A 16,780-nucleotide genomic window follows, 5' to 3' on the forward strand; every position below is an offset into this window, starting at 1 on the left:
TTTTAAATCCTTAATGTTCTAACTGGTTGCGTTTTTCGCCTGAGAGCATAATAGCTAACGCGCACGCAGAAATCACTACTAACAATAACCCTGGTATAGCGGCACGGCCAAAATAACCCGCTTCGTAAACACGCCATAAATAGGTAGAGAGGGTTTCAAACCCAGTAGGGCCGAGCAATAGGGTGGCTTCTAGTTCGCGCATCGACTCTAAAAATACCAGTGCTGCACCGGCAATTATACCGCGCATAGTCAGTGGTAACGTAATTCGGGTAAATACTTCACGCGGGCTTGCACCCAGTACGCGAGCAGATTTTACTAAACTAGGATCTAAATGCTCGGTGCTAGTTCGAACTGAGCCTACCGCCAGCGGTAAAAAACGAAGCATATAAGCAATAATTAATAATGCGAGCGTTTGGTATAAAAAGGGAAGCTGCAAACCACCATAAACAAGGGCTGTGCCCATAACTATACCCGGTATACCAAATCCAAAATAAGTAACGCGTTCCATTACCTTACCAGCTTTGCCACTTAATGCTGCATGGGCAACGGGCACGGCTACAATTACGGCAACAACAGCGGCAATAGCTGATGCATACGCTGAGTTCCATGCAATATTAAAGTCGAACGAGGTAAAGCCATCGCGAGCTAACCACAACGAAAATATCGCAAGCGGTAAGCCAATAGCTAATAGTAACACTGGCGCAAAGGTAGCAAAAATGGCGCTTAGCTGCCATTTGCTTGGAAACAAAATAAGTGGGCGACCTTGTTTTTCGCTATCTGTTTTTATTTGCGATTCTATTAATAACAAAAAGCCAACAATCACCATCAATTGTAATGAGAGCATGGCTGCACGGCCTAACGCAAAGGCGTTGTATTCAACGTATATAACACGGGTAAATGTATCTAAACGCATCATTGCGGGTGTACCAAAGTCTGACAACGTATAAAGCGCTACCAGCAATGAGCCTGCGGCTATGCCGTTTACTACACGCGGTAATATGACTTTAAATATGCTTTGGGTCATCGACATACCCAGCGTACGCGCGGCGTTAACCATACTTGCATCAAGGCTTAGTAAGGACGAGCGAGTGGTCATCATTACAAATGGAAATGTGTATAAGGTCATTACAATGGCGGCGCCCGTTAAACCATACATAGAAGGGGTTTCTATACCGGTTAACGTGTTTATTTCGCCGCCCGGACCAAAGGCCGCGTACAAGGTAAACGCACCTATATAACTGGGAACAGCTAAAGGCGCTGCAAAAAATACCAGCCATAGTTTTTTAAATGGTAAATGCACATACGCACTAATAAAGGCCAGTGGCACACCAATTAAAATGGAGCCTAAAACCGTTAACCCCATTAGGGCTAAGGTATTACCTAAAATTTTTAAATTATGACTATCAAAAACGGAACTGGCATCACTAGCAAGCACCATTAATATAAAAACAGGGGTAAGCGTAATGAGCGCAGCAAGCAGCGCCATTGGGTAAGAAGCGGGTAGTCGCATTATAAAACGCCGTTATTTCTCATCAAATCGATGGTAGGTCGTAAATCTGCCAGTTGGGTTAAATCTATTTTAGGCGGTGAAATATCAGCAAGTGAAGGTAATCCCTCTGGTTGGCTAATATTATTGATTAACGGAATTTCGTAAGCTTCAGTTGCCAAATAACCTTGCACTTCTTTACTGAGTAAATAACGCATAAAGTTAGTAGCAAGTGGATCGTCATTCAAAGCAAGCACACCCGATGCGTTAACTAAACAACCTGCATCATTTTGGGTAAAGGCTAAATCGAGTTTTGCATCGGGTTTACCCGACTTAAGGCGTAGTGTGTAGTAGTGATTAGCAAAGCCAATATCTACTTCACCGCGTTCAACACCCATAACTACACCAAGTTCACCGGCGTAGGTTTTAGAACGTTTTTTAACTTTTTTTAGCCACTTAGCTGTTTTGTCATCACCTTCTAAAATACGCATAGCGGTAACAAACGATTGAAAAGACGCATAAGCGGGCGCCCAACCAATGCTTAAGTCGCTGTCGGCAATTTCCATAATACTTGTAGGTATTTGCTCTTTAGTTAAACGCGACGTGTTATAAGGCAATGTACGAATACGACCTGTAACAGGTGCCCATTCTTTATACCTAAATTGTGGCTGTAATTGATCTGATAAATCAGTTGGAATTGTTTGAGCAAGGCCTGCATCGGTCACTAAACCAATGGCACCGGAATCTACCGCCCAAAAAATATCGGCACGTTTAACACCAGCCTTGGCCTCGGCTACGATTGTATTTGCAAGTGCAGCTGTTGGACCTCGGCGTATGCCTAATTTAAAGTCGGGATTTTTTTTCTGGATTGCTTGTAATACGTTTTCATACAAACCACCTTCGCCACGGCCTAAATAAAGCGTTAATTCGCCTTTAAGCTTTGGTAAATCATCAACCGAAACAGGGTTTGCTATATTGGCAGCTAGTGCGCGAGAAAGAGGAAGTGGCAATGAGCCAACAACCCCTAACGCAGCTAGGCCTTGTATAAAGGTCCTACGCTTCACTTAAAATACATCCTTACGCGACTTTTCAGCTTTTTCTATTAGCGTTTTAGCGCGATCTAATTTAGTTTGCATGTCACTTACCACATCACGTATATCGTCTACGCTTTTACTATTTTTAATTGCTTGTGGCAGTGTTACGTTAAAGTCTTTTTCCAGCACTTCAACTAGGTTAGCGTCTTGTTCAATAAGCGTACCTTCTACGCCTTCAAATAGGTGCAGGTAAGTATCATGAACAATATCTGTTGCTTCGTCTTGTAAACGCTCAGCAAATTTAGCGACTACACGGTCTAATTTGTGCTTAATTTCGTCAATTGTTGCACTTTGTGTCATTTCAGTAGTTGCAGTTGCTTTAACGCTCTTTAACAAGCCTTTTTGCTGGAATTTTGCAGCAAGCTTAACAGCCCCAAGACCCTGCCACAAGGCTATGTTCATCGCTTCTTGCTCTTTACGTACTTCAGCCGCAGGTTTGCCATTTTCAATGGCCATTTTTACGCCATAAATACCTTGCCAAATAGAAGCGTAAACGGGTACGAAATTAGTTTCTATTGCACTATGAAACTTAACTGATTCCCAATATTCAATTAAATCATCAGTTTTAACCGCTTTAGCGCCTTTGGTATCGTAGTCGCTTACCATGGTGTCAACTTTGCCAATCATCCATTCAACTTCTTCATTGTAACTTTTAATGTTTTCTTGAAGATGATTTACATGCTCGCCAATTGGGCCATTGGCTAATACTGGTTGCGCCATAAAAGCTGAAGCAAGTAAAAGGCTTACACCTAACGTTTTAGCCGGTTTAAATAATAAATTCATTGCAAAAGAGTCCATAAAGGTAATTGTAAATGATAGACATTATCATATAGTTAAAGATTAAGGAGATCAATAACCACAAACTGTCAAAATAGATAAAAACACTAAATGTAGCGGTTAGTTACACATTGTTGGCACTAATCAACAAATTAACGGGTATTGATACGCTTAATATGAGTATTTAAACGTAGTGTTTGCCTTCAATAGCGTTATAAATAGCATCACACAGTGTTTTTATACTCGCATCATCACTTATATACGGTGGCATAAGGTAAATTAGTTTACCAAAAGGGCGGATCCACACACCTTGCTCTACAAAATAAGCCTGAATTTTAGCAACATTCACATTGCCTGCTTTATCGGTAAGCTCTACAACACCAATTGCGCCTAAAGTACGTACATCAGCAACGTCATCCAATTCACTGCATTTATTGAGTTGTTGAAGTTGAGTATTTAGCTGCTTTATTCGTTGTTGCCAGTTTTGCTCGAGTAATAAATCGATACTTGCACACGCAGCAGCACAAGCAAGCGGGTTACCCATAAAAGTAGGGCCGTGCATTAAAACGCCAGCTTCACCTTCGCTTATGCCAATGGCTATTTTATCGCTAGTTATAGTGGCCGATAGCGTCATTGAACCGCCTGTGAGGGCTTTGCCAATACACATTATATCGGGTTCAATATTGGCATGTTCTACGGCAAATAATTTACCTGTACGGCCAAAGCCTGTGGCAATTTCGTCGCAAATGAGCAGCACATTATATTGCGTACAAAGCTTGCGTGCGCAGGCAAGGTAATCGGGGTGATAAAAGTTCATTCCACCCGCGTTTTGCACAATAGGTTCAATTATAAATGCAGCTACTTGGTTATGGTGGACTTTAAAGAATTCTTCAAGCTCGATGGCTTCTGCTTGGTTAAACTCGCGACCAAATTTACTCACCGGTGCAGGTACAAAAATATGCTCAGGTAAAAAGCCGCTATATAAGCTATGCATTGAGTTAACAGGATCGCATACGCTCATGGCTGCAAAGGTGTCGCCATGGTAGCCCTTGTATGGCGTCATTAATTTTTGCTTTGTAGTAATACCTTGGCTTAACCAATATTGCAGCGCCATTTTTATTGCTACTTCAACACTTACCGATCCGCTGTCGGCTAAAAACACTTTAGTTAAACTAGGCGGCGTTATATTGACTATTTTTTTGCACAGCTCAACTGCGCTGTTATGCGTAATACCACCAAACATAATGTGGCTCATACTGTTAATTTGCTCAACCATCGCGTTATTTATAATAGGGTGGTTATAGCCATGTATTGCGCTCCACCACGAGGCCATGCCATCAATTAATTGCTCGCCAGTTTCAAGATGAATAATGTTGTGATTTGCGTGGGTAACAGGGTATACCGGAATTGGCTGTGTCATAGAGGTATATGGGTGCCAAATGTGCTGTCGATCAAAATCAAGGTCTATTGTATTCTTTTTGTTCATATGTAAACTTTAACTTGGTGGGCTTCGTTGACAATGGTACTTCAACTCGTAGACTAAGCCAATATCACCGTTATGAAAAAAATAAGAGAGTATTATGGAACTTGCCCCTGTTCGTCATGATTGGACCCACGCTGAAGTTAAAGCATTATTTGAAATGCCGTTTAACGATTTACTTTTTAAAGCTGCATCGGTTCACCGTGCTAATTTTAATCCCAATGAAGTGCAAATTTCTACGTTGTTATCAATTAAAACAGGCGCTTGCCCAGAAGATTGTAAATATTGCCCGCAATCGGGGCACTACCGTACTGATTTAGAGCGCGAACGCTTAATCGAAGTAGAAAAAGTAGTAGAGCAAGCACGCCTGGCAAAACAAAAAGGCGCAACGCGTTTTTGTATGGGGGCAGCATGGTCAGATCCAAAAGACAGAGACATGCCATACATTTCACAAATGGTTAAAGAAGTTAAAGAGCTAGGCCTTGAGACCTGTATGACGCTCGGTAAACTCACTAACGAAAAAGCGCATGAACTTAGAGACGCAGGCCTTGATTACTACAATCATAACCTCGATACGTCACCTGAGTATTACGAGCAAATTATATCAACCCGCACATTTCAAGACAGACTAAACACCATTGATCACGTACGCGATGCCGGTATGAAAGTATGCTCAGGCGGAATCGTTGGAATGGGGGAGCAAGCAAGCGACCGCTTTGGATTACTGATGCAACTAGCTAACTTGCCACAACAGCCAGAAAGCGTGCCTATTAATATGCTGGTAAAAGTTAAAGGTACACCGCTTGAAAACGTAGACGATTTAGATCACTTTGAATTTGTACGTACCATTGCAACAGCGCGCATTATGATGCCGCACAGCTATGTACGTTTGTCGGCAGGGCGCAACGCAATGAACGAGCAAATGCAATCTATGTGCTTTTTTGCAGGCGCTAACTCAATATTTTATGGTGATAAACTACTTACCACCGAAAACCCAGACGCTGATGCCGATATGAACCTAATTAAAAAATTAGGCATGAACCCAGAAAAACGTCACGACTATTCAGACGAAGCCGTAGAAGCCTCGCTTTCATCGCAAGTAGCCGACAAAGCGACCTCTGAATTGTTTTACGAAGCGTAGGCTTTTTATAACTATGCCTTTTGATTTTATAAACACGCATCTGCAGGCTCGCCAGCAAGATGCGCTGCTTCGTAAACGCCAAGTAGTAGAGCATTCAACCGCGCGTACTATTTCGGTTAATAACAAAACCTACCTTAACTTTGCCAGTAACGACTACTTAGGCTTTGGAGATGTGGCTGTAAATCTTAATGACTCCCACGCATTAGGGAGTCACAGCTCAGCATTGGTTACGGGTTATCAGGCGCAGCAAAAAAACCTTGAACAATACTTATGTAAGCAATTGGGTTATGGCGCGGGTATGTTATTTAACTCAGGGTTTAGTGCTAATAGCAGCGTAATTAAAGCATTGTTCCAAGATAAAACGGCTGCGCAAAACAGCGCTATTTTTCAAGATAAGTTAAATCATGCCAGCTTGATTGACGGGGCAATGCACTCTAACGCCGCATTAGTGCGCTTTAATCATAACGATTTAAACCATTTACGCTCACGGCTCGAAAAATCAAAAGCGCAAAACAAGCTTATTATAAGCGAAGGTGTTTTTTCGATGGATGGCGATACCGCGCCTCTTAAAGAATTACTCGCACTTGCAAAACAGCACAACGCATGGCTAATGATTGACGACGCCCACGGCTTTGGTGCTTTGGGTAAAACAGGGCTTGGCAGTTGTGAAGCACTTTTAGAAGAGGGTATTACACTTCCTGATATTTTAGTTATTACCTTTGGTAAAGCCGTTGCTAGTAGTGGCGCGTGTGTATTAGGCAACCAGCAGTTTATTGATTACATGCTGCAATTTAATCGCGATTACACTTATTCAACCGCTATGTCGCCACTTATGGCAAGCCACACGCTTGAGCGTATTAAAAGCATTAAAACAGCTGATGATAAACGCGATAAGCTAAATGCCAATATTGCATTATTTAAGCAACTCGCTAAAACCCATAATATTGCTGTAATGGAATCAAACACAGCCATTCAGCCCATTGTTTTGGGCTGCGCTGAACATACTTTAAAAGCGGCTGAAAAGTTAAAGCAGCAGGGTATTTGGCTTACCGCTATTCGCCCGCCCACGGTTGCTCATAATACCTCGCGTTTGCGCATTACTCTTACTGCTGCTCATACAGAGCAAGATATAACCACGCTTATTGAGCACTTAAAAGGCGCAATAGCATGATTGCTCACAAACTTCGCAATACTAGCACTGTGCAAAAGCAGGAATATATAAACACGCCTGCAACGCTTACAGCTATAAAAAATGATTCTAATGGCGTTAATATCCATAAAAATGTGGGTAGCGATATTTTAAAAAAATCTGCACAAAGTAACTTTTCAAAGGCGGCCGATGGCTACAGCGCCCATGCTAATGTACAAAAACAGGCTGCAAGTGATTTATTCAAACTAATAAACACGCAGCAACATAATAAAAACAAGGTATGTGTAGATTTAGGTGCAGGTCCACTTGTTAATACGCACTCGTTACAAAGCGTATTTGACAGTGTTATAGCAATGGATTTAAGTATAAGCATGCTAAAAAGTAGCGCATTAAACACGCCACGTATTTGCGCCGATATGGATAAGTTACCGCTACAAGCAAAGAGTGTTGATGTTATTTACAGTAACTTTGCAGTGCAGTGGTCAGCAAATTTTTCGGCTTTAATGCAATCGCTTTATCGTGCTTTAAAACCCGGTGGTAAAGCGTATATAAGTACAGTAGTTTCAGGGTCACTCAACGAAATAAAAACAGCCTTTGCAGCGCTTGATTCAAACAGCCATATAAATACATTTAATAGCGAGCTTTATATAAACCAATCAGTCCAAAAGGAAGGTTTTGTTATAAACAGCGCACAAAAAGTTGTTTATACCGATACTTACTCAACGCCTTTAAAAGCCATTAAATCGATTAAAGCCATTGGCGCTACAACACAAAATCACAATAATACACGCCGTGGATTACTTACAAAGTCGGCACTTCAACATGTATGTAATGCATACCCACTAATAAACAACAAAGCATATGTGTCCTACCATGTGGTATTGTTATCATTAGAAAAAGACTAGGGTCTGTTGATCTTTCAAGGTTAAATTTGCAGCAGTCTGTTTGGTATTTAGGCAAGGCAGAGCCTATACAGTGTGGTTATTCCCCATAAATAGGCGATAACGTAGCATTAATGCCAAACAGGCGCTGCCCAAAGGGTTCTGCCTAGGGGCTATTTACTCTTTGTTGCTCGGTTTTGACTTAGCCCACTAGGTTACAAATCTCGCGCCGCGATTAAATAGCCCCTAGTTTGAACAAATTTTAATCCGCAAAGTTCAACAGACCCTAAATAAGCCCAAAGACATTAAAGGCAACGCATGAAAGAATTTTTTATAACAGGCACCGACACCGATGCCGGAAAAACTCACGTTACCAGCTTGCTACTAAAGCTACTTGCCCAACATAAAAAACACGCTATTGGCTATAAACCCCTTGCTGCTGGCTGCGAAATGGCGTTCGATCAGCTTGTAAATGCCGATGCGCTTATACTAATGGAAAGCGCAACCGTCAGTGCCAAGTACGATATAATTAATCCCTTTGCTTTTGCGCCACCTATAGCGCCGCATATAGCGGCTAAACAAGTAGGCGTTACCATTACGGTTGATAAGCTTACCGAGGCGTATCAAAACGTAAAACAACAAGGCGCAGATTACCTACTAACCGAAGGCGCGGGTGGATGGGCACTACCAATTAATAATACCGACTATTTATACGACTGGGTAAAGGCTGAGCAGCTACCAGTCATACTCGTTGTTGGTATGAAGCTAGGGTGCTTAAATCATGCCTTACTTACAGCCGCCCATATGCAAAGCCTAGGCGTAAATTGTGTTGGTTGGATTGCAAATCAAGTAGATCCCAATATGGAAGAATACCAAGCAAACCTTGATACGCTTAAAGCACGTTTGCCATTTCCTATTTTGGCTATAAGCCCATACAGCGAACAAACACCTAAACTACAAATATACAAAAGCTTACTCAATACTCTCGATCTAAATTCTTAAAAGTTAAAACACTGCTTTGTTAAATACAAAGCAGTTTTTGTATTAAATACATGCGCTTATTTATTGTATTTAAGCCTTGAAATAGCCTACCTTAGTACACATATCAACTCTAATAACCGCAGCCTACATTTACGATAATGTCATCAAGGACAGCCCTCACACCATGACGCCCCCATTTATTAAAAACTACACCCAAAATGTGCACCAAAAATCAGAAATGGACGCAATAGGTAGTCGTTTAGCAAAAACGCGTGTAGGCATATTAGGTGGGGGCACAGCGGGGGCAACAATTGCGATTCGTTTAGCTGCTTTGGGCATACAAACAACCATTTTTGAGAAAAAAAAGTCACTAATTGATGGCCCGCCAATGTGCCATTTGCACGCTGGTGGTAATTTATATCGTGAAATACCCGACGAAGACTGCATAGATTTACTTAAGCAATGTATAGATATTTTGCGCCTTTATCCTTACACCATCGATGTTCGGCCAACTGTATTTGCAGTACCTACGCGTGATGACGACTCGCCTGAGGATTTACTACTAAGGCTAGATAAGTTAACTCAAGCCTACAAAGAACTTATTCAGCAAGACGCCAAAAACAAAGTATTAGGTGAACCCGATAACTACTACCAGCTATATAGTCGTGAGCAAATGCTTGAGCTTAAAAAGCAACAACAAGTAACAGAACCCAAAACGCTTGATGAATGGATGATACCGGTAGCTAAGCATTTAAATTTAAGCAAAATAAAATACCCACTTATAGTGGCGCAAGAATATGGTTGGAATATATTTCGGCTATCGGCCAGTGCGCAATTAGCGCTGGCACAATACGACCATGCTGATGTTTTAACAAACACACTTGTTAAACAGGTATCGCCAGTAAACACTAACGGTACCAATACGCGCGAGCTAATATCAAAGTGGAATATTGAATACCAATCATCGCAATCCTCAGCTACCCAAACACTTGAAGTCGATTACCTTATTAATGCGTGCGGCTTTCAAACCGGTATTATTGACGACATGGTAGGGGTAAATGTTAAGCGTATGGTTGAATTTAAAGCATCCTACATTACACATTGGCAAGGCGCAGGTGGGCAAATACCCGAAATTATTATTTATGGTAAACGAGGCACGCCAGAAGGTATGGCGCAGTTAACGCCTTATCCTAATGGGTATTTTCAAATACATGGCATGACCAACGCCATTACGCTATTTAACGATGGCTTAGCAGATACTACAGCAATAAGTGCACAACCTAAGCTACCTAATAAGTACCTGCATTATATTGAAGATGGCTGGGACAAAGCAGCGCTGCAAACACGCATCCAAAAAGCCATTGATTATGTAGCCGAGTTTGTCCCTGCATTTAAAAATGCCAATACACAAAATAATGCGCTGTTTGGCGGCCAACAAATACCAGGGGATGACGACACTTTGCGCGTAGCCGATGTGAGCTTATATTCGCATATTAGTTATGCACGTGCTGAAAATGTAAAAGCGTCATCAACCCTCACAGCAGCCGATGAAATTGTTGCAGAGTTTATAAAGTTAGGTTTAGTGAGCAATCAGCCCGATATTAATAAGCATCGCGAAAACCACCAATGGACATACCTAAATAAAACGAGCCATGCAGATATAACCGAAGTAGCTCAAGTATTAGCCAAAGAGCGTAACTTTCCTGTTGAAATGGCATTAGTAAACAACAGTATTTAAAAAGTGGACTAACAGGCTGCGTTTCAATGCACTGATTTAAAATAATATTTATAGGCTTTCTGTAATAAATATAAAACAATAAGCCTTGCTGCTTAGCTAGGGTCTGTTGAACTTTCAAGGTTAAATTTGCAGCAGTCTGTTTGGTATTTAGGCAAGGCAGAGCCTATGCAGTGTGGCTATTCCCCATAAATAGGCGATAACGTAGCATTAATGCCAAACAGTCGCTGCCCAAAGGGTTCTTCCTAGGGACTATTTACTCTTTTTTGCTCGGTTTTTACTTATTCTTACATGGATGTAAGCCAGTAGAATAACGCAGGAGCAGTTATCGAGCCCACTAGGTTACAAATCTCGTGCCGCGATTAAATAGACCCTAGTTTGAACAAATTTTAATCCGCAAAGATCAACAGACCCTGTATTATTACCCCATAAAATTATATTTATAAACACATAAATAACCCTTGCGTTATGACATAGTTTGTCACAGAATGGCGCAGACGCTATGACATAGTGTGTCATAACACAGTGATTGCTTTTAGCTGATTTAATTCCAAATGCATTAATCGCTTAGTGATCAAATCTATTTTTGTGAGGACAATATGAAACGTATATTTTTGTTTTTATTAACTAACCTAGCGGTTATGTTGGTATTAGGTGTAGTGCTTTCAATTATAATGAGCGCACTGGGCTTGAGCCATCGTAGCCTTGGCGGAATTTTACTGATAGCCACTGTGTTTGGTTTTGGTGGATCGTTTATTTCGTTGTTTATGTCTAAGTGGATCGCTAAAAAATCAACAGGCGCTCAAGTAATTACGCAGCCACGTAATGAAACAGAACGCTGGCTTGTACAAACAGTATCTGCGCAAGCACAAAAAGCAGGTATTAAAATGCCAGAAGTGGCAATTTACGACAGCCCAGAAATGAACGCATTTGCAACCGGCCCGAGTAAAAACAATTCATTAGTAGCAGTAAGCACAGGCTTAATGCACAACATGACCCAAGATCAGGCCGAAGCTGTACTTGCCCACGAAGTATCGCACATTGCTAACGGCGACATGGTAACGCTTACCCTAATACAAGGCGTGGTAAACACCTTTGTAATATTTGCTGCAAAAGTACTGGCAGGCATAGTAGATAACTTTATAAATAGCGATGAAGAAGAGGGCGGCAGTAGCTGGACTTACTTCTTATTCGATATGTTATTCCAAGTATTATTTGGCGTACTTGCCAGCATAGTGGTTGCAAGCTACAGCCGTAAACGTGAGTTTGCAGCCGATAGTGGCGCAGCTAAATTGGTAGGTGCAGACAAAATGCGATCAGCGCTTGAGCGATTAAAGCAAAACCACCCATCGCAATTAGAAGGTTCAATGATGGCCTTTGGTATTGCAAGTGGTAAAGGTATGGCTGAGCTGTTTTCATCTCACCCACCGCTTGATGCGCGAATAGACGCACTTCGTAAGTAGCTATGTAAGTAACTATATAAATTAGTAAATATACTAAGCCAGCTTAACCGCTGGCTTTTTTATGTTTACGTTAAAATGCTAAAAACAAATGCACTGTGTTTATATACAGTTATTTTTAATGGTTGCTAAAATCGTTACTTATTTAAGCTATTTTTGTTTACGAATATTCTTTGCATGCGTACACTTAAACTCCTTAAAAGTCAGCACTGCTGCTGGTTTTAATACTTAACAAGGATGCTTATTGCAGTGGTACATATTCAGCAAACTAAAGAATGCATTATGTGTTTTAGCTCAATTGATTCTCGCGCTAAAAAATGCCCTCAATGCACCTCTCTTCAAGCTAAGTACTCTAACTTAGAAAATAATCCCATAATTATTGGTGCATTGGCCTTAAGTATTGTTGGTATTTTTGGGTTTGTTTTTTATCAAAACATTTATGTAGCAGGGCTTGAAGAGCAAGCACAAAAAAACCTAACTGCTAATGTAAGCCAAATAAGCACTAAAAATGAAACCGATGGTTTATATGTTGCGTGTATAGGGCAAATAAAAAATGAATCAGACTTTTCGTTTAAAAATATAAAATTTAAAGTCGATTTCTTATCAGAACAAAATGCACTAGTCGATACGCTATCAATAACCGATGAAGACCTAATAATAGCGAATGGCTTAACTAATTTTAGAGTAAGAGGGATAGCACAAAAGTCTGCTACTAGTTACAACAAGTGCCAAGTGTTTATAACCGATGCTTGGGCTTATAAATAGAGATAAATTTTACGAGTAAAACAAAAAAACCAGCAAAAAAGCTGGTTTTTAATATAAACAAATCAGTAGTTACTGAGAAAGTATAATTTCGGTAATTCCCTCAGCAGAGAGTATTTCAATCCAGTAGCCGTCGGGGTCTTTAATAAACGCGAGACCTTTCATTGAACCATCATCTGGTTTTTTAACAAACTCTACATCGTATTTAGCAAAGCGCTCACTTGCTTCGTAAACGTCGGGCACGCTAATACCAATATGGCCAAAGCCTTTAGGTTCTTGGTTTCCACTGTGGTAGCCCTCAAAACTGTCGTCGTTTTCAGTGCCCCAGTTATGGGTTAACTCAATTAGCGCAGGGCGGCGAAACACCCATTCAGCTTTTGCTTTATCATCGCCTTCTGGCAACTCTTGTTCGTAGCCTAAAAAGTAAAGCGTAAACTTCATACCAGGAAAGTCATACTTACCTAACAGCTTCATACCTAATACATTTTGATAAAATTCTAAAGACGGCTTTGGATCTTTAATACGCAACATTGTTTGCTGCATTACATAGCCTTGTGTGGCTTGTTCAATTTGCTCTGGAGATTCGTTATAGCTAGACATGGCGATCCTTTCAAAATAATAAAGCGAAAATAGAGATATAGTACTTAACTAATCATAATCAACCGTACGATAAATTTAAACCACTGCTTAATATTTTAACCATTAATAATGGGTTTAAGCTCGTAAATGGTGTTTTATAAATAGCACATGTTATTTACTAAGCCATTTTCCTAGGTTGATTAGGAATATGGATGATTTTTTACTTTCATAATTACTATTAAACTCTTTACAACTAGGACGTTGAGATACAAATATGACTTTATTAGATGAAAGTACAAAAGAATTTGGCAGCATGAGTGTATTACTTCATAACATCAATACAGAAAGTTATTGTATTGAATGGTTTAGTAAAATGACTGGAGCGTCAATTACCTTAGTAAGAATGGAAGCTGGCAAGTATTTAGTTACCCGAAAGTGGGCAGCAGGGCGAGATCTAGACGATGTTACTAGTGACTTTAGCCGTGCTAACCAAGCCATTATTCATTTTTTGAATAATGTTGATATAGCTAAAATGAACGAACAAAGAGTTGCCGCAGCTAAACTTTATTGCATAAATTTATTTGTAAAAGCAGAAGGGTTAAGACCTGTTACTAACCCTAATTTACCAAAGCCAAGGCTGCAAGACGCTATAGGCAAAAAGGTGGTTGTAAAATCAACCTTAGGCAATTGCCAAATAGCGACCGGGTTATTGCTACAGCTGGTGGGCAACCAAGTTGAAATACAGGTAAACCTCGATAACGCATTTGATGATCAACCAAGGCAAAAGTTTTACACTAAGCAAGTATCAATTTGTTAAAGCGTTTAACGCCCAACACTTATAGGCAGTTTTACTTTAATGGTAAAGCCGCCTTGATCAGTAACCTTAAAGCTACCCCCTAGCGCAATAGCGCGCTCTTCCATAAATGCTAAACCATAGTGACCTGAATTTTCGGTCGGTTTTATTTTACTTCCGTTATCACTAATTTCTAATTTTATAAACTGACTGTCTGTTTTAATATTTATAATAAGATTGCCAGCATTACTGTGCTTAATACAATTGGTTATGGCTTCTTGGCAAATTCGGTAAATGGCAATTTCATGTTCTTTAGTCAGCGCATTATCTACATTAAAATTAACCTCGTAGCTAATATTTGCTTTGGTAAGTAAGCTTTTTAATCGCCCTTGGGTCATCGCATTTTGTAGCCCTAATTCGTCTAGTTCACGAGGGCGAAGGTAATGCATTAATTGATAAACAGAATCGTACATAGAGTTTGCATTGCTTTTTAACGTGGCCACAAACGACTGCGTTTTTTCATCACTAAGGTGCGACAAAATAGCCAAATCGGTTTTTAAAGCTGTTAAGTTTTGCCCAAGTTCGTCGTGTAACTCTTGTGACAGATGCTTTCGCTCGTTTTCTTGTACGCTCACCATTTTAGCCCCAAGAAGCGTGTTTTGCTCAAGCTGTTTTTTAAGCGCGCGGTTAATATTTTTTAATTCGGTATTTTTACGTTTAAGCTCTGTAATAGCCGCGCCTAAAACCATACTGGTAATCGCATTAGCTAAAATAAACAACTGGCTAATATAGGTATTGCTAGGCTCATGGGTAATACTTGCTTCAACTATTATTAGTGTATTGATAAGTGTAGCGCTAGTTACCGCGCCTAATACGCCAAAGCGATACGAAAACCAAATAATAGGTAATAACGATGCAAGGCGAAGCAATGGATAGGTATCAGGGCGTATCAGGTATACAAGCATCATAACAAGTAAAACGGTAGTCAACGTAACCGTTAAATTAGTTATTTTAAGTAATGCAGGGCGCTTTAACGGAAGGTTTAAAGAATGAAGTAGCATAATAAACGGCGCAATTAATAACGAGCCAGTTATATCGCCAAGGCACATATTTAACTGATACTGTAATAGCTCTTTAGCAACCAATATGTTTGTAAATTCAAACGCACTGGAAAACAAAAACCACTTTATTGAGGTGCTCGCAACACACAATAAAATCAACGAAAGTATACCTAAACTATTATTAATGCTCGGCGGCCAGCGGCTACGTTTAAACGCATACACAAGGGCAAAAAAGCAAAGCTCCTGCCAAAAACCATGCAGTAAATTAAACTCCCAAGCGCCGGTCATTATATACCCTAAGTGAGCAGCCAAAGCACGAGACGATATCCACAAAGTAACCCAATACCGAGTTGGCGAAAGCAAATAAAAAGCAATTTTTATTCCTGCGGGAATAAATATAGCGCTACTTTCGGGCACGGTTTCTAAATTAGCTCCTAGCCAAAAAGCGGCAATACAGGCAACAAAATAAATTACACCAACTAAAAACTGCTTTGTAATTTCTTTAACGGTTGCCGCAATAGTAAAGTTAAAGGCTGGCAGTGTACTAGGTAAGTTCATCTAGCTTTATTACTCCCGCATCAATGGCTATTTTTAAAAGCTCAAATGAGGTTGTAACATTAAGCTTGCTGTAAATGTTTGCCTTATGCACGTGCGCTGTTTTAGGCATTATTTCTAATTTTTGCGCTATTTGCTTTGCATTAAAACCCTTTGCTAATAGCGGTAAAGCTTCAAGCTCGCGGTTAGTTAAAATAGTTAATGCTGAGTTTGGTGTATTTAGCGCAAAATTTACGTCTTCACTTATGTAGCGTTTACCTAATGCAACTGATTTAACGGCATCAATTAACTCCTCCGACGCAGAACGCTTAGACACATAACCAAGCGCGCCTAGTCGTAGTGCATTACTTACATAAGGTTCGTAATCGTGCATAGAGGCAACAATAGTTTTAATTTCAGGGAAATTTTCGTTAAGGTAGGTTAAAAATGTAAGGCCGGTTTCTGATTCATTAAGTGATATATCAACAATAAATATATCGGGTTGTTCAAGCTCAACAGCCAGTTTTGCTTGGCTAACGTTGCAGGCTTCTATTATTACTTCCCAGTCTGCTTGTAGCTCTAGTAGTTTTTTAAAACTGTCGCGTACTAATTGATGATCTTCAATTATTCCAATGTGCATGTATTTCTCCCTTTAAATTTATTATACATTGAAATACATAACCATCAGCCAAAAAATTTATTAAATTTAATTACCTAGCAAAAATGTACACTGTAAAAATTAAAGGAGCAATAACGCTCAGTATTTATATATTTAAATGGAGGCACTATCGGTGTTTGTCAAACTAGTTGTCGCGATCACTACGTTATGCACTCTCCGCTTTGACGATTTCTTGTTCAGGGTTTAA

General features: G+C 40.2%; 15 protein-coding genes. 8 read left to right on the forward strand and 7 right to left on the reverse strand.

The window, feature by feature from the left end; translation table 11 throughout:
* Nucleotides 1–10: 10 nt before the first annotated feature.
* The 4 genes from I6F53_RS08150 to bioA all read right to left on the reverse strand — a co-directional run bounded on the left by I6F53_RS08150 (nucleotide 11) and on the right by bioA (nucleotide 4,843).
* A complete protein-coding gene (locus I6F53_RS08150) occupies nucleotides 11–1,510 on the reverse strand; it encodes an ABC transporter permease (protein WP_197239125.1) in 1,500 nt (499 codons plus the stop codon).
* Complete coding sequence (locus tag I6F53_RS08155; RefSeq protein WP_197239126.1) at nucleotides 1,510–2,550, reverse strand: extracellular solute-binding protein; 1,041 nt, start codon at nucleotides 2,548–2,550, stop codon at nucleotides 1,510–1,512. The genes I6F53_RS08150 and I6F53_RS08155 overlap by 1 nt, the downstream gene beginning before the upstream one ends.
* Nucleotides 2,551–3,363 carry a hypothetical protein gene (locus I6F53_RS08160; RefSeq protein WP_197239127.1) on the reverse strand — a complete coding sequence of 271 codons (813 nt, stop codon included), beginning with the start codon at nucleotides 3,361–3,363 and terminating at the stop codon, nucleotides 2,551–2,553.
* A gap of 178 nt (nucleotides 3,364–3,541) precedes the next feature.
* Complete coding sequence (bioA, locus tag I6F53_RS08165; RefSeq protein ID WP_197239128.1) at nucleotides 3,542–4,843, reverse strand: adenosylmethionine--8-amino-7-oxononanoate transaminase; 1,302 nt, start codon at nucleotides 4,841–4,843, stop codon at nucleotides 3,542–3,544.
* Between the two features lie 94 nt (nucleotides 4,844–4,937).
* Between bioA and bioB the strand changes: the two genes are divergently transcribed.
* The 7 genes from bioB to I6F53_RS08200 all read left to right on the forward strand — a co-directional run bounded on the left by bioB (nucleotide 4,938) and on the right by I6F53_RS08200 (nucleotide 12,950).
* Nucleotides 4,938–5,978 (forward strand): biotin synthase BioB, encoded by a 1,041-nt coding sequence (gene bioB, locus I6F53_RS08170; RefSeq protein WP_024594991.1) that lies wholly within the window; start codon nucleotides 4,938–4,940, stop codon nucleotides 5,976–5,978.
* A 13-nt stretch (nucleotides 5,979–5,991) separates the two neighbouring features.
* Nucleotides 5,992–7,149, forward strand: a complete 1,158-nt coding sequence (locus I6F53_RS08175) for an aminotransferase class I/II-fold pyridoxal phosphate-dependent enzyme (protein WP_197239129.1) — start codon at nucleotides 5,992–5,994, stop codon at nucleotides 7,147–7,149.
* The gene (locus I6F53_RS08180) at nucleotides 7,146–8,033 is read left to right on the forward strand and encodes a methyltransferase domain-containing protein (RefSeq protein ID WP_197239130.1); all 888 of its coding nucleotides are present in this window, start codon (nucleotides 7,146–7,148) and stop codon (nucleotides 8,031–8,033) included. The genes I6F53_RS08175 and I6F53_RS08180 overlap by 4 nt, the downstream gene beginning before the upstream one ends.
* Nucleotides 8,034–8,327: 294 nt before the next feature.
* Nucleotides 8,328–9,011, forward strand: coding sequence for a dethiobiotin synthase (gene bioD, locus I6F53_RS08185; protein ID WP_197175146.1), 684 nt, complete (start codon nucleotides 8,328–8,330; stop codon nucleotides 9,009–9,011).
* 163 nt (nucleotides 9,012–9,174) lie between these two features.
* Nucleotides 9,175–10,728 carry an FAD-dependent oxidoreductase gene (locus I6F53_RS08190; RefSeq protein ID WP_197239131.1) on the forward strand — a complete coding sequence of 518 codons (1,554 nt, stop codon included), beginning with the start codon at nucleotides 9,175–9,177 and terminating at the stop codon, nucleotides 10,726–10,728.
* Between the two features lie 596 nt (nucleotides 10,729–11,324).
* Nucleotides 11,325–12,188 carry a protease HtpX gene (htpX, locus tag I6F53_RS08195; RefSeq protein ID WP_165741594.1) on the forward strand — a complete coding sequence of 288 codons (864 nt, stop codon included), beginning with the start codon at nucleotides 11,325–11,327 and terminating at the stop codon, nucleotides 12,186–12,188.
* Nucleotides 12,189–12,467: 279 nt separating this feature from the next.
* On the forward strand, nucleotides 12,468–12,950 hold the full coding sequence (locus I6F53_RS08200; RefSeq protein ID WP_197239132.1) for a hypothetical protein: 483 nt from the start codon (nucleotides 12,468–12,470) through the stop codon (nucleotides 12,948–12,950).
* Nucleotides 12,951–13,019: 69 nt separating this feature from the next.
* Here I6F53_RS08200 and gloA read toward each other — a convergent pair whose 3' ends face one another.
* Complete coding sequence (gene gloA / locus I6F53_RS08205; protein ID WP_165728670.1) at nucleotides 13,020–13,547, reverse strand: lactoylglutathione lyase; 528 nt, start codon at nucleotides 13,545–13,547, stop codon at nucleotides 13,020–13,022.
* A gap of 253 nt (nucleotides 13,548–13,800) precedes the next feature.
* Here gloA and I6F53_RS08210 point away from each other — a divergent pair, with 253 nt between their 5' ends.
* Nucleotides 13,801–14,343: a hypothetical protein gene (locus I6F53_RS08210; RefSeq protein ID WP_197239133.1), complete on the forward strand. Its 543-nt coding sequence runs from the start codon at nucleotides 13,801–13,803 to the stop codon at nucleotides 14,341–14,343.
* Nucleotides 14,344–14,348: 5 nt separating this feature from the next.
* Here I6F53_RS08210 and I6F53_RS08215 read toward each other — a convergent pair whose 3' ends face one another.
* Both I6F53_RS08215 and I6F53_RS08220 read right to left on the reverse strand, forming a co-directional pair.
* The gene (locus I6F53_RS08215; protein WP_197239135.1) at nucleotides 14,349–15,938 is read right to left on the reverse strand and encodes an MASE1 domain-containing protein; all 1,590 of its coding nucleotides are present in this window, start codon (nucleotides 15,936–15,938) and stop codon (nucleotides 14,349–14,351) included.
* On the reverse strand, nucleotides 15,925–16,554 hold the full coding sequence (locus I6F53_RS08220; protein ID WP_165741744.1) for a response regulator transcription factor: 630 nt from the start codon (nucleotides 16,552–16,554) through the stop codon (nucleotides 15,925–15,927). Before I6F53_RS08220 ends, I6F53_RS08215 begins: the two co-directional genes overlap by 14 nt.
* Nucleotides 16,555–16,780 lie beyond the last annotated feature (226 nt).

This window comes from Pseudoalteromonas sp. SWN29 (genome assembly GCF_015864465.1).
Taxonomy (GTDB): Bacteria; Pseudomonadota; Gammaproteobacteria; order Enterobacterales; family Alteromonadaceae; genus Pseudoalteromonas.

Bases quoted from the DNA above. Each gene is read 5' to 3' on its own strand.
- I6F53_RS08150 (WP_197239125.1), bottom strand. From the start codon at position 1,510: ATGCGACTACCCGCTTCTTACCCAATGGCGCTGCTTGCTGCGCTCATT.
- I6F53_RS08160 (WP_197239127.1), bottom strand. From the start codon at position 3,363: ATGAATTTATTATTTAAACCGGCTAAAACGTTAGGTGTAAGCCTTTTA.
- bioA (WP_197239128.1), bottom strand. From the start codon at position 4,843: ATGAACAAAAAGAATACAATAGACCTTGATTTTGATCGACAGCACATT.
- bioB (WP_024594991.1), top strand. From the start codon at position 4,938: ATGGAACTTGCCCCTGTTCGTCATGATTGGACCCACGCTGAAGTTAAA.
- I6F53_RS08175 (WP_197239129.1), top strand. From the start codon at position 5,992: ATGCCTTTTGATTTTATAAACACGCATCTGCAGGCTCGCCAGCAAGAT.
- I6F53_RS08180 (WP_197239130.1), top strand. From the start codon at position 7,146: ATGATTGCTCACAAACTTCGCAATACTAGCACTGTGCAAAAGCAGGAA.
- bioD (WP_197175146.1), top strand. From the start codon at position 8,328: ATGAAAGAATTTTTTATAACAGGCACCGACACCGATGCCGGAAAAACT.
- I6F53_RS08190 (WP_197239131.1), top strand. From the start codon at position 9,175: ATGACGCCCCCATTTATTAAAAACTACACCCAAAATGTGCACCAAAAA.
- htpX (WP_165741594.1), top strand. From the start codon at position 11,325: ATGAAACGTATATTTTTGTTTTTATTAACTAACCTAGCGGTTATGTTG.
- I6F53_RS08200 (WP_197239132.1), top strand. From the start codon at position 12,468: ATGTGTTTTAGCTCAATTGATTCTCGCGCTAAAAAATGCCCTCAATGC.
- gloA (WP_165728670.1), bottom strand. From the start codon at position 13,547: ATGTCTAGCTATAACGAATCTCCAGAGCAAATTGAACAAGCCACACAA.
- I6F53_RS08210 (WP_197239133.1), top strand. From the start codon at position 13,801: ATGACTTTATTAGATGAAAGTACAAAAGAATTTGGCAGCATGAGTGTA.
- I6F53_RS08215 (WP_197239135.1), bottom strand. From the start codon at position 15,938: ATGAACTTACCTAGTACACTGCCAGCCTTTAACTTTACTATTGCGGCA.
- I6F53_RS08220 (WP_165741744.1), bottom strand. From the start codon at position 16,554: ATGCACATTGGAATAATTGAAGATCATCAATTAGTACGCGACAGTTTT.